The following is a 12,683-nucleotide window of genomic DNA, read 5'->3' as shown; positions in this document are numbered from 1 at the left end:
CGCTCGAAGCAGACAGGGAGCAGAACAGAATGAGCCTCGCGCAACACACGATCGCGCAGCACCTAATGCACCGCCCGCCGCAGCGCGTCAAGCGGGACGTCAGGCAGCACGACCAGCAGGACGCCGCGCGTTGAGCGACACCGAACGCGACCCGCACGGGTCTCCAGATGGGTCTCCAGATAGGGCTCCAGGCGCGGCCCCGGACGCCGACCCCGATGCGGCCCTGCTCGCGCGAGTCGCCCGCGCCGATCCGGCCGCCGTGCGCGCGCTCGTCGCGCGCAAGCTGCCGCGTCTGCTCGCGCTCGCGACGCGGATGCTCGGAGACCGTATGGAAGCCGAAGACGTCGCGCAGGAAGCGTTCGTGCGGATCTGGAAACACGCGCCGCGCTGGCGCGCAGGCGAGGCGCGTTTCGACACGTGGCTGCACCGCGTCGCGCTGAATCTCTGCTACGACCGCTTGCGCGCGAACCGCGACGAACCGGTCGACGCGTTGCCCGACAGCGTCGACCCTGTGCCGCCGCCCGACGCCCGCCTCGAAGCGCATGCCCGCGACGCGCACGTGCGCGCGGCGCTCGCGACCCTGCCCATACGGCAACGCGAGGCGATCGTGCTGCAGTACTACCAGGAACTGTCGAATACCGACGCGGCCGCGGCGATGGGGATCACGGTCGATGCGCTCGAGAGTCTGCTCGCGCGGGCGCGGCGCAATTTACGCGCGTATCTCGCGGCGGCGCCGAACGCACACCCCGCGCCGCGGCTCGCGTCTTCATCCGCGCCGCGAGGCACGTCGGGTCCGCCGCCGCCCGCCTCTGCGCCGCCGCAGCGGGCAGCACCGGTAGTGCCGGCAGCGTCTGCACGAGCGGCGACGCCCGATTCACCGCACCCACGCCGAAGGACTTCCGATGACACCTGACCGCTTCCGTACGATCGTCGACGCATATGGCGCCGACGCGCGCCACTGGCCGGCCGGCGAGCGCGCCGCCGCGCTCGCGTGGGCCGAAACGCATCGCGACGAAGCGCATGCGCTGCTGCTGGCATCGGCGCAACTCGACGCATGGCTCGCGACCGACGCGCCGCCGCAACCGGACGCCGCGCTGACGCGCCGCATCATCGCATCGGCGCCGGTGCCGCCACGCGCGCGCGCGCCGCGCGCACGCGTCTGGTGGTCCGGTGCCGCGTTTATCGGCGCGGGCCTCGCGGGCGCGCTGGCCGGTGCGTTCGTCGTCTCGTTCGTGCTGCTCGCGGGGAGCGCGCCGCTGCGCACGACGCCCGGCGCGACACTCGATGCACCCTCGCTCGCCACGGGCTTCGACGGCACAACCTCCGACTGGAGCGGTGAATGAACGGACACTCGCTGAAATGGGCGCTCATCGCATCGCTCGTACTCAATATCTTTCTGCTCGGCGCGATAGCGGGCGGCACCTATCAATGGTTCGCGAGCCGCCCTCGCGAAACCGCAAGCGCCGAACGAGCGCAGGCGCAAACGCAGGCACAAGCGCAGGCACAAGCGCAGCAGCACGCGTTGCGCTTCGCCGCCGGTCAGCTCTCCGACGAACGCCGCCAGCAATTCGCGCAGGACTTGCAGCAGGCGCGCCGCGACGGCCGCAGCTACGTGCGCTCCGGCCGCGAAGGGCGGCGCGATGTGCTGAGTCTGCTTGGCGAGCCGGAACTGAACCGCCCGGCGCTCGACGCCGCGCTGGCCCGCACGCGCAATGCCGATGAAGCATTGCGTGCGCGCATCGAGCAGGCGGTGGCCGATTTCGCCGCATCGCTGTCGCCGCAGGAACGCGCGCAATTCGCGGACAGCCTGCGCGAATATGGTCAGTGGCGGCAGCCCGCGGCGAAACAGCCGTCCGCAAAACCGGCCAGCCAGTAAATTTTTGCGCGCAGCGACGGATCGGCGGGCGGCGTCCGTTTAACGGACATAGTCGACGCAAAGGAATGCCGATGAACGATTCGAATGACGCCCATGCGGCCGCGCACGCCGCCGCCATCGCACTGAACCGCTTCGGCCTCGGCGCGAGCGCAAACGAGCCCGTGCCGGCCGATCCGAAAGCATGGCTGCTCGCGCAATTCGACCAGTACGATCCACGGCCGCCCGCATGGTCGCGCGAGCCCGATTCGGCAACGCTCGTCGTCGACTTCGTGCAGCGCCGCCGCGAGGTGAGCGAAATGCGCAAGCACGGCAAGAACGCGGCGGCATCGGGCGCAATCAGTACGGCGAACAATATGGAAGGCGGCACGCCATCGACTCAGCCGCCATCGACTGCCTCCGAGACTGCCACGACACCGACTTCCGCCGCCCAGCAGGCGCGCAAAGCGCTGCGCAGCGACATCGTCACGACGTACCGCGACGCCGTCAACGCCCGCGTGTTAAGCGCGCTGAACACGCAAACGCCGTTCGTCGAACGCCTCGTGCACTTCTGGGCAAACCACTTCGCGATCTCCACCGAGAAACCGCAGGTCGCGGTGCTGGCCGGCGCATTCGAAGCCGAAGCGATCCGCCCGCATGTGCTTGGCCGTTTCGAGGACATGCTCGTTGCCGTCGAACAGCATCCGGCGATGCAGTTTTATCTCGACCAGACGAATTCGATCGGCCCCGACAGTGTCGCGGCCAGGCGCGCCGCGGCGCGTGATGAGGCGACACCGGAAGCAATCTCGTCAGCAACCTCAGCGATAACGTCAGCGATAACGTCAGCGGCCACCTCGCCCGCGCCCCCGCAGGCGCGTCCGCGCGGGCTCAACGAGAACCTCGCACGCGAAATCATGGAGCTGCATACGCTCGGCGCGCGCAGCGGCTACACGCAGCAGGACGTCACCGAATTCGCGCGAGCGCTGACGGGCTGGAGCGTCGCATTGCCGCCTGCCCGCGCTGGCGGCCGCGGCGCAGGCGCCGCTGCCCAGGCCGCCGAACCCGGCCATTTCGTTTTCCGCACGGCCCAGCATGAACCAGGCATGCGCACCGTGACCGGACGCGAGTACGACCAGACCGGCGCAGCGCAACCGCTCGCCGTTCTGCACGACTTTGCATCGTCGCCTGCCACGGCGCGTCATATCGCGGACAAACTCGCGCGCCATTTCATCGCGGACACGCCGCCGCCCGAGGTCGTCTCACGCGTTGCGAATGCGTTCACGCAAAGCGGCGGCGATCTGCCGACCGTCTATCGCGCGCTGATCGACTCGCCGCAGGCGTGGTCGCCGGCGTCCGCGAAGTTCAAATCGCCGTGGGAGTGGACCGTCTCGGCGATGCGCGGGCTCGGCTGGCAAGACCTCGGCAATCTGCAGGCCGCCCCGCTTTTCACGCAGCTCGGCCAGCCGGTCTGGCGGCCCGGCTCACCCGCCGGCTACGACGACGTCGCGGCAAGCTGGGCCTCGCCCGATGCGCTGCTGCGGCGTGTCGAGCTCGCGCAGCGGCTCGCGTCGCGCGTCGGCGACCGGCTCGACGCGCGCACGCTCGGCACTCGCCTGTTCGCGGGCTCACTGAGCATGCCGACGGCAAGCGCGGTGTCGCGCGCCGAAAGCGCATCGACGGCGCTCGCGCTGCTCTTCGTCTCACCCGATTTCCAGCGGAGGTAAGCATCGTGATTTCCCGTCGTCGTTTTATCCGCGCCACGGCCGCGGGCGCGGGCGCGTTGCTCGTCGCGCCGTTTTCGATCCCCGCCATCGCCTTCGCGCGTGCCGATACCGAACGCCGCTTCGTGTTCGTGATCCAGCGCGGCGCGGCCGATGGACTCAACATCGTGATGCCGTACGGCGACCCCGCCTATGCATCTCTGCGCGGCTCGCTCGCGATGGATCAGGCGAACACGACGAAGCTCGACGGCATGTTCGCGCTGCATCCGTCGCTCGCCGAAACCGCCAGGCTGTATGCGGCGCGCGAAGCGCTATTCGTGCATGCGGTCGCCTCGCCGTATCGCGATCGCTCGCATTTCGACGGGCAAAACGTGCTCGAAACGGGCGGCACCGCGCCGTATCAGGTGAAGGACGGCTGGCTCAACCGGCTCGCCGGGCTGCTGCCGCATGGGCCCGATGCGATCGCCTTCGCGCCCTCGGTGCCGTTGGCGCTGCGCGGCAGAACCGCGGTTACGTCATACGCGCCATCGGCCCTGCCGCCCGCGCAGGACGACCTGATCATGCGCGTCACGCAGCTCTACGAGCACGACGCGCAATTGAAGCCGCTCTGGGAAGCGGCGACGGCGACGCGTGCGATGGTCGGCGATTCGGGCACGCGCGCACGCCAGGACGCGGGCACGCTCGGCAAGTTCGCCGCAACGCTGCTCGCACGCGACGACGGCCCGCGCATCGCGATGATCGAAACCGCCGGCTGGGATACGCATAGCGCGCAAACGCAACGGCTCGCGACAACACTCAAAGGCCTCGACGCGCTGCTCGCCGCATTGCGCGACGGACTCGGTCCGCAATGGGCGCACACGACGGTGCTCGTCGCGACCGAGTTCGGACGCACGGCGGCCGAAAACGGCACGGGCGGCACCGATCACGGCACCGCGTCGGCGGCGATGCTGGTCGGCGGCGCGGTGGCGGGCGGCCGTGTGATCGCGGACTGGCCCGGTTTGCGGCAGTCGGACCTGTACGAAGGCCGCGATCTGAAGCCGACTGCCGCGCTCGATGCGTTGATCGCGGGCGCCGCCGCGGAAAGTCTGCGGCTCGATCCGCAACGCACGGCGTCGGCATTATTCGGGCGAACGGTCGCGCAGCGGGCCATCGAAGGGCTTGTGCGCGCGTGACGGAGCGGGCCGCGCCGTCGCCGCTTTTTCTGGCTGGTTAGAATCGGCACCTCCGAACCTGCCCGCACGGCCCGTGCGCCGATGAAGCACGCCGTGCGGCGCGAACGCGACCCAAGCTCCGCTCATGAACGACTCGAACCACCGCACCTGGCCCCGCACCTGGCCCCGCATTTGGCCCTGCACCTGGTTATTGACCGACCCCGGAACGACGCCCGCGCAAGCCGATATGAGCCTGAGCGTCGAAGACGGGCGCATCGCTGCGATCGCGCGGGCTCCTGAACCACCGGCGTCGACCGAGAAGCCAAGGCGCGTCGCGCTGCCCGCGCTCAGCAATGCGCACGATCACGGCCGCTATCTGCGCAGTGCGAGCGTCGGCGCGTTCGACAAGCCGCTCGAAAGCTGGCTGCCGTTTATGGGCCTCGCGCCCGGCGCCGATCCGTATCTGAGCGCCGCTGCCGCTTTCGCGCGCTCGGTGCGTCACGGCGTCGCGAATCTGATGGTGCACTACACGCGCGTGCAAGGCGGCATGCCGTATGTCGACGAAGCACGCGCGCTCGCGCGCGCCGCGCGTGACGTCGGCAACCGCATCGGCTTCGCGATTGCAATGCGCGACCGCCAGGGCATTGCGTATTGCGACGACGCGACCGCGCTCGCCGCGCTGCGCCCTGCGATCCGCGACGCGGTGGCCGCGCAGCTTGCCGTCAAGCCCGTGTCCGCGCAGCAGCAGCTCGCGCTCGTCGACGACGTCGCCCGCATGATCGACGGCGAAGGCTACGGCGAGCACGTGACGGTGCAATATGGACCGACCGGCGTCCAGTGGTGCTCGACGCCGTTGCTCGCGGCGATCGCGCAGGCCTCGGCCGACCATGACCGCCCGGTCCATCTGCATCTGCTGGAAACGCCGTATCAGCGCGAATGGGCCGATCGCACGCATCCGGAGGGCATCGTCCGCTATCTCGACGACCTTGGCCTGCTCAGTCCGCGGCTCACGCTCGCGCACTGCGTCTATGCGCGTCCCGACGAACTCGCGCGGCTCGCCGAGCGCGGCGTGACGATCGCCGTCAACACGAGTTCGAATCTGTATCTGAAGTCCGGCATTGCGCCCGTGCCCGAGATGTTGCGGCACGGCTGCCGCATCGCGCTCGGCCTCGATTGCACGGGTATCGACGAGGACAACGATGCGCTGCGCGAGTTGCGCCTCGCTTATCAGCTGCACCGCGGCTGGGGCTTCGACGTCACCATGACGCGCGCCCAGCTCTGGGCGTTCGCCGCGCAAAGCGGCCGGCGCAGCGTGCTCGGTGCGCGAGCGGGCGCATTGCCCGGCGGACGGCTCGAAGTAGGCGCGACCGCCGATTTCATGCTGCTGGACTGGGATGCGCTCGACGACGATGCGCTGTTCCCGGTCGATCCATTCGAGCTGCTGCTCGCGCGCGGCAGCGGCGCGCATATCGACGAAGTCGTGATCGGCGGCCGGACCGTGGTGGCCGGCGGCCGTGTGCAAGGCGTCGACGAAACGGCGTTGCGCGCCGAACTGCTCGGCCAGTTGCGCGCGCGCATCGGCGCGCAGCCGTCGGTGCATGCATGGCGCGCAACGCTCGACGCGTTGTCCGACGATCTCGGCCCGTTCTACCGCAAGAGCGCCTGGTTCGGCTGCTGCTGACCGGCGCGCTGTTGCGCACCCATCGCCGCGAGCCAGCCGTGAGCCATGAGCCGCGCGAACGCGGCACAGCAGAGCACAGCATGGCGTAACGCGGCGAGGCACGGCAACGCGCGGCGCACCACGCACCTCACGCGTTGAACCGCGCACCGCGTATCAGCGATCCGCTGCGGCCACGGTCGCCTCGCCGGCCATGGCGCGCGCGATGGCCGGCTGATCGGTTTCGGACGCGGGTGCGTCGTACACGATGCGCCCCTCGCTCATGACGGCGATGCGGTCCGCGAGTTCGAGTATCTCGTCGAGATCTTCCGAGATCAGCAGCACGGCCGCGCCGCGGTTGCGCTGCTCGACGATGCGCGCGCGAATCTCGGCCGCCGACGCGAAGTCGAGGCCGAAACACGGATTCGCGACGATCAGCACTTCGACCTCGCCCGACAGTTCGCGCGAGAGAATCGCACGCTGCACGTTGCCGCCCGACAGGTTACCGATCGGTTCGTCCGGCGACGCCGTCTTCACGCGATACGCGGCAATCAATCCGAGCGCATGACGGCGGATCCGCGCAGGCGACAGCCAGCCGCCCAGGCCGCGCAGCCCCGGCGCGTCGAACACGCGGAACGCGATGTTTTCGGCCACCGTCATATGCGCGACCGCCGCATTGCGCAGCGGCTCCTCGGGCAGGCAGAACACCTTGCCGGCGCGCATCTGCGCGCGCCTCGGCCGATAGGCGCGGCCGCCCACGCGCATGCGCCCGCTGCTGGCCTCGCGCTGGCCCGACAGCACTTCGACCAGTTGCGCCTGACCGTTGCCCGACACGCCGGCGATGCCGACCACTTCGCCCGCGCGCACCGCAAGACTGACCTCGCGAACGGCCGGCAGGCCGTCGTCGTCGTCCGCGCCGATGCGCTCGACTTCGAGCGCGACCGGCTGCGGCGCGCCATGCCATGCGCGACGCGGCGCAGCTTCGCGCAGCACCGCGTCGCCGACCATCATGCGGCTCATCGCATCGACCGACAGCGCGCCGACCGTCCCCGCGCCGGCCAGCCGGCCGCGCCGCAGCACGCTGACCTCGTCCGCGTATTGCGTCACCTCGCGAAACTTGTGGCTGATCATGATGACGGTGAGCCCTTCGCTGCGCGTGAGCGTGCGCAGCAGCGACAGCACTTCGTCGGCCTCGCCGGGCGTGAGCGCCGACGTCGGTTCGTCGAGAATGAGAAGGCGCCGCGCGAGATAGAGCTGCTTCAGGATTTCGAGCTTCTGCCGCTCGCCGGCCGCCAGACTCGCGACCGGCCGCTCGAGCGGCACGCGCAACGGCATGCGCTCGAGAAACGCGCGCAGCTTCTGCTTCTCCGCGCGCCAGTCGATCAGCGCCGGCACGTCGGCGCGCGCCATCACGAGATTCTCGGCGGCGCTCAGCGACGGCACGAGCGTGAAATGCTGATAAACCATACCCATGCCGCGCCGGTGCGCATCGCGAATCCCGTCGATCGCCGCTTCGCGGTTGTCGAGCAGCACCTGTCCGCGCGTCGCCTTGTACTCGCCCATCACGCACTTGACGAGCGTTGACTTGCCCGCGCCGTTCTCGCCGAGCAATGCGTGGATCGTGCCCGCGCGCACCTTGATCGATACATCGTCGAGCGCGACGTGTGCGCCAAAATGCTTCGTGATCCCGACCGTTTCGAGCGCAAGGCCGGCACGGCCGGACGAATCGCCGGCACGCGGCGCGGCGGGTACCGCAGAGAAATGCGACATGGTCGTCACCTGAAAGAAATCGCCGGCATGGCGCGCGCCGCGCGTGGAGGGCATGCAGCGCGGCCTGCGCCGGTCCGCTTCATCGGCGCGTAATCGACAGCTCGGCCGGCGCGCCCTTCAGATTGCGACGCGGCGACGACGACGCAACGAGCACGACGAGCGTCAGCAGATACGGCGCCGCGTTGAAGAAGTAATAGCCGGACGTCACGCCGATGCTTTGCAGCGCGGGGCCGATCGCGCCCGCCGCGCCGAACAGCAAGGCGGCGCCCACGCAGCCGAGCGGATGCCAGCGCGCGAAAATAACGAGCGCGACCGCCATCATCCCCTGCCCCGACGACAGCCCTTCGCTCCAGCTGCCCGGATATGACAGCGACAGGAACGCGCCGCCGACGCCGGCCATAAAGCCGCCCAGCGCGGTCGCCACGAGCCGCACCGCGTCGACGCGATACCCGGCGGCGCGCGCCGCGCTCGCCGAATCGCCGCACATGCGCACGACAAGGCCCCAACGCGTGCGCCGCAGCGCCCAGGCGAGCACGACGGCCAGCACGATGCCGATCAGGAACAGCGGGTTGATCTGCAGCGCCGCCTGCACCTGCGGCAGCGCGGACCACGCACCGAGCGCAAGCGAAGGCAGATGCGGCGCATCGGGCTGGATATACGGCTTGCCGAAAAAGAAGGCGAGCCCGGTGCCGAACAGCATCATCGCAATGCCGATCGCGATATCGCTCACGCGCGGCAGCCGGCATATCGCGCCGTGCAGCGCGCCGAACGCGGCGCCCGCAAAGCCCGCGCACAGCGTGCCGAACCACGGCGACTGCGTATGGAAGCTCACGGCATACGCGGACATCGCGCCGAACACGAGCGTGCCTTCGAGCCCCAAGTTGATGCGCCCGGACTTCTCGGTCAGGCATTCGCCGAGACTGACGAAGAGAAAAGGCGTCGACACGCGGATCGCGCCGGCGAGCATCGCGAGCGGAACCGCCCAGATACCGATATCGGTCGTGGCCATCATGATTGTCCGTCGAGGCCGGGCGTGCCGCGCGCCGCCCGGAAGATCGCGAAACGCCCGTACAGCGTCTCGCTCACGAGCAGCACGACGAACAGCGTGCCTTCGAGCAGCAGCACGGTTGCGTCGGGCAGATCGAGCCGCCGCTGGATCAGGCCGCCCGAGGCCGATATGCCGCCGACGAGAATCGCGACCGGCACGATCGCCAGCGCGTGGTGACGCGCGAGAAACGACACGAGAATGCCGGAGAAGCCGTAGCCCGCCGCCAGCGACGCGTTCGCACGGCCCTGCACGGCGGCCACCTCGAAATAGCCGGCCAGCCCCGCGCACGCGCCTGCGATCGCGCACGCCGCGACGATCAGCCGTCCGACCGGCAGACCCTGCGCGCGCGCGGCGCGCAGATTGCCGCCCGTGAGCCGCGCCGCGAAGCCGAACGTCGTGCGGCGCATCAGCACCCACACGGCGAACGCGAGTGCGATGCTGACCGCGAGGCCCCAATGCACGCTCGTGCCGGGAATATTGCCGACCATGTTCGCGTCGCCGATCGGTCGCGTCGACGATTTGATCGGACTCGCCGGATCGCGCAACGGTCCTTCGACGAAGAAGTTCAGGATCGCGATCGCGAGGTACGACATCAGCAGGCTCGAGATCGTTTCGTTCGCGCCGCGCAGGTGCCGCAGCGCGCCGACGAGGCCGATCCATGCGGCGCCGCTCGCGAGCGCGGCCGCGACCATCGCGGTCATGACGAGCACGGGCGCCCCGCCGCCGCCGAACGGCAGCGCCGCGCAGGCGGCTGCGAAGCCGCCGAGCACGAGCGCGCCTTCGCCGCCGATCACGACGAGACCGAGCTGCGCGGGAATCGCGACGGTCAGCGCGGTGAACACGAGCGGCGCCGCGCGCACGAGCGTGTTCTGCAGCGAAAACCAGGTGCCGAACCCGCCGCGCCACACCAGTTCGAAGAACTCGCCCGGCGCGACGCCGAGCGTGAGCAGCAGCACCGAAAAGAGCGCCGCGGCGCCGCCCACGGCGAGCGCCGAAATCGTCAGCATTTCGGCGCTTTGCCGCAGCGGCAGGAAACGCTCGCGGCGCTCGCGCACGTCGGCCGCGCTTGCCGGCGGTGTGATGGATTGCGTCGAATCGCTCGCCATATCCTATTGCACAGTGGAATCAACAGTGAAGCGCGAGGCTCAGGAGATCGAACCGATCACGCCCTCGACGAGGTAGTCGGTCTGATCGAGGAACGGATCGTAATTGCCGTAGGTTTTGTCGATGACGATCTTGCCGGTGTTGCTGCGGATCGGGCCGACGTAGATCGGCTTGCCCGCTTTGAGATCGGCGATCGCCGCGAGCGCCGCAGTGCGCGCCTGCGGTGTCGCCCCCGCGCCGAACGGCGTGCTCGCGACCAGATCCTTGTCGTAACCGCCGTACATCACGTTCGGCAGTTTGCGGCCCGCGGCGATATCGGCCGCGTAGCCCTTGTACGCGGTTTCCCACTTCGCCTCGGCACCGGTGATGAACCCCTTCGGCGCGAGCGCGGCCTGCGACGTGTTGTGACCGCAGCTCTTCACGCCGTGCTGCTCGGCCGTTTCGACGACGACCTTCGGGCTGTCGACGTGACACGCGATCACATCGCAGCCGCCCGCGATCAGCGCATTGGTCGCCTCGGCTTCGCGCACGGGCAACGTCCAGTCGCCGGTGAAGATCAGTTTGACCGACGCGTGCGGGTTCACCTTGCGCACGCCGAGCATGAACGAGTTGATCGTGCGCAGCACGATGCCGATCGGCTTTGCGGCGACATAGCCTATCTGATTGGTTTTCGTCGACAGGCCGGCCGCCACGCCGTTCACGTAATGGCCCTGGTCGCGATAGGCGAAGTAGCCGCCGAGATTGTTCGGGTGCTTCGCCGGATCCCACAGCCGGCTCGCGTGGCGGAACTGCACGTTCGGATACGCGCGCGCGAGATCGACCATGTAGGGATCGAAGTAGCCGAACGACGTGCCGAGAATCAGCGACGCGCCGTCGAGCTCGATCATCGACTCCATCGACTTGCGCACCGCGATCGTCTCGGGCACGTTCTCTTCCTCGACCACGTTGACGTTCGGCAGCGCACGCAATGCCTGCGCGGCGACTGCGTGCGACTGGTTCCAGCCGAAATCGTCGCGCGGTCCGACGTAGACGATGCCGATCGTCAGCTTGTCCTTGGCGGCCGCGAGGCGCGGCACCATGCCGGCGGCAAGGCCCACCGCCCCCGCGCCCGATAGTGCGAGAAATTGTCGTCGATTGATTCGCTGCTTCATCTGCATTCGCTCCAGGCGTAGGTTCGGTTGATTCGATTGGTCTGATCAGGCGTAGGGAAAGACTGCTTCGACGCGGCCGGCGGTGATCTCATGCGCCGCGCGTCTGTTTTGCGGGCCGCTCGCGTGGTTCGCGTGGTTCGCGCGGTTTGCGGGCAGCGCGTTTCGCAGCCGCCGGCTGGTCCGCAGGCGCGAACGCGGCCGAATAGCGCCCGAGTATGTCGACGATGTCGGGCCGCGCCGTCTCCGCGCGATCGACGAGCGAACGCGCTTCGAGCGCCTGCAGGTGGTCGCTCATCAATTGCTGCGCGAGCGCCGCGTCGCGTTTGCGCAGCGCGGCGATCAGCGTGCGGTGCTCGCGCATGCCGCACTCCTGCGACGGCTCATGACCGTGCACCGCGAGAATCAGCGAGCAACGCGACACGACCTCCGACACATAGCGCTCGATCAGCGGATTGCCGCTCAGTTGCGCAAGCAACATGTGAAACTCGCTCGCCACGCGCAGTTCGAGCTTCGCGCCGGCGCCGCGCGCCGCCTCTTCGCGGCGCACGTGTTCGTCGAGCAATGCGACGAACTCGGGCTGCCAGTTCTGCGCCACCAGACGCACAACCTCGACCTCGAGGCAGCGGCGCACTTCGAACACCGCCTTCGCTTCTTCCCGGCTCGGCCGCGCCACGGTTGCGCTGCGCTTGTTGCCGGTATCGATCAGGCCTTCGTTCGCGAGCCGCGCGAGCGCCGCGCGAATCAGCGTGCGGCTCACGCCGAAATGCGCGGCAAGCGCATCCTCCGGCAGCTTCGTGCCCGGCACGAGCGCCTGCTCGACGATGGCTTGCCGCATCGACAGATAAGCGACGTCCGCACGGCTGACTGATGTCATGAAAGAGAACGGTAAGAGAAGCGAAACCGGCTGCATATCGACGATGTGCGCCGGAAAATGGACGCAATGGATCGCAACATGTATGCCAGATTGCAGCGTCCGGTATGCAAGATGGCCGGCGCTGCGTACGCAGCATCGTTGCGCAGCGCATATCGCCGCGGCAGCTTGAGTGCCTCGACCGCATTCCAGTGCACGGGCGCGCCCGTTCTTGGCGCGCCCATGCGCCAGATCGGCGAATCCCCACCCCGTTTTGGTACACAGTTTTGACCGCTTGCTGGATACGACAAATCGACGTATTGTCGACAACGTTTTTTTGGGGCGCAGGCTCGGAACAGCCGATCATCGCGTGGGCGAT

General features: G+C 68.8%; 10 protein-coding genes and 1 pseudogene. 6 read left to right on the top strand and 5 right to left on the bottom strand.

Features of this window, described 5'->3' with window-relative positions; genetic code table 11:
• Positions 1-130: 130 nt before the first annotated feature.
• The 6 genes and pseudogenes from BTO02_RS06755 to BTO02_RS06730 all read left to right on the top strand — a co-directional run.
• Positions 131-733, top strand: a pseudogene (locus BTO02_RS06755) (RNA polymerase sigma factor); the annotation flags it as partial.
• Positions 734-902: 169 nt separating this feature from the next.
• Positions 903-1,343 (top strand): hypothetical protein, encoded by a 441-nt coding sequence (locus BTO02_RS06750; RefSeq protein ID WP_075156387.1) that lies wholly within the window; start codon positions 903-905, stop codon positions 1,341-1,343.
• Positions 1,340-1,876, top strand: coding sequence for a periplasmic heavy metal sensor (locus BTO02_RS06745; RefSeq protein WP_075156386.1), 537 nt, complete (start codon positions 1,340-1,342; stop codon positions 1,874-1,876). Before BTO02_RS06750 ends, BTO02_RS06745 begins: the two co-directional genes overlap by 4 nt.
• Positions 1,877-1,947: 71 nt before the next feature.
• Positions 1,948-3,576: a DUF1800 domain-containing protein gene (locus BTO02_RS06740; protein WP_075158654.1), complete on the top strand. Its 1,629-nt coding sequence runs from the start codon at positions 1,948-1,950 to the stop codon at positions 3,574-3,576.
• Between the two features lie 2 nt (positions 3,577-3,578).
• Entirely contained in the window at positions 3,579-4,745 is a 1,167-nt protein-coding gene (locus tag BTO02_RS06735; protein ID WP_075158655.1) for a DUF1501 domain-containing protein, read from the top strand.
• A gap of 190 nt (positions 4,746-4,935) precedes the next feature.
• A complete protein-coding gene (locus BTO02_RS06730) occupies positions 4,936-6,405 on the top strand; it encodes an amidohydrolase family protein (protein WP_232243475.1) in 1,470 nt (489 codons plus the stop codon).
• Between the two features lie 153 nt (positions 6,406-6,558).
• On the opposite strand, the gene BTO02_RS06725 is transcribed toward BTO02_RS06730, so the two are convergent.
• The 5 genes from BTO02_RS06725 to BTO02_RS06705 form a co-directional block, all read right to left on the bottom strand.
• Positions 6,559-8,151, bottom strand: a complete 1,593-nt coding sequence (locus BTO02_RS06725; protein WP_075158652.1) for an ABC transporter ATP-binding protein — start codon at positions 8,149-8,151, stop codon at positions 6,559-6,561.
• Between the two features lie 79 nt (positions 8,152-8,230).
• A complete protein-coding gene (locus tag BTO02_RS06720; protein WP_075156385.1) occupies positions 8,231-9,160 on the bottom strand; it encodes an ABC transporter permease in 930 nt (309 codons plus the stop codon).
• Positions 9,160-10,305, bottom strand: a complete 1,146-nt coding sequence (locus tag BTO02_RS06715; protein ID WP_075156384.1) for an ABC transporter permease — start codon at positions 10,303-10,305, stop codon at positions 9,160-9,162. Before BTO02_RS06715 ends, BTO02_RS06720 begins: the two co-directional genes overlap by 1 nt.
• A gap of 39 nt (positions 10,306-10,344) precedes the next feature.
• The gene (locus tag BTO02_RS06710; protein WP_232243474.1) at positions 10,345-11,454 is read right to left on the bottom strand and encodes a BMP family ABC transporter substrate-binding protein; all 1,110 of its coding nucleotides are present in this window, start codon (positions 11,452-11,454) and stop codon (positions 10,345-10,347) included.
• Positions 11,455-11,542: 88 nt separating this feature from the next.
• Positions 11,543-12,328, bottom strand: coding sequence for a GntR family transcriptional regulator (locus tag BTO02_RS06705; protein ID WP_083615014.1), 786 nt, complete (start codon positions 12,326-12,328; stop codon positions 11,543-11,545).
• Positions 12,329-12,683: the final 355 nt, after the last annotated feature.

This window comes from Paraburkholderia sp. SOS3, assembly GCF_001922345.1.
Lineage (GTDB): Bacteria > Pseudomonadota > Gammaproteobacteria > Burkholderiales > Burkholderiaceae > Paraburkholderia.
The sequence above is the reverse complement of the archived record's forward strand: the minus strand, read 5'-3'. Positions and strand labels throughout refer to the sequence as shown.

Coding starts and splice junctions, on each gene's coding strand:
- BTO02_RS06750 (WP_075156387.1), top strand. CDS start 903: ATGACACCTGACCGCTTCCGTACGATCGTCGACGCATATGGCGCCGAC.
- BTO02_RS06745 (WP_075156386.1), top strand. CDS start 1,340: ATGAACGGACACTCGCTGAAATGGGCGCTCATCGCATCGCTCGTACTC.
- BTO02_RS06740 (WP_075158654.1), top strand. CDS start 1,948: ATGAACGATTCGAATGACGCCCATGCGGCCGCGCACGCCGCCGCCATC.
- BTO02_RS06725 (WP_075158652.1), bottom strand. CDS start 8,151: ATGTCGCATTTCTCTGCGGTACCCGCCGCGCCGCGTGCCGGCGATTCG.
- BTO02_RS06720 (WP_075156385.1), bottom strand. CDS start 9,160: ATGGCCACGACCGATATCGGTATCTGGGCGGTTCCGCTCGCGATGCTC.
- BTO02_RS06715 (WP_075156384.1), bottom strand. CDS start 10,305: ATGGCGAGCGATTCGACGCAATCCATCACACCGCCGGCAAGCGCGGCC.
- BTO02_RS06710 (WP_232243474.1), bottom strand. CDS start 11,454: ATGAAGCAGCGAATCAATCGACGACAATTTCTCGCACTATCGGGCGCG.
- BTO02_RS06705 (WP_083615014.1), bottom strand. CDS start 12,328: ATGACATCAGTCAGCCGTGCGGACGTCGCTTATCTGTCGATGCGGCAA.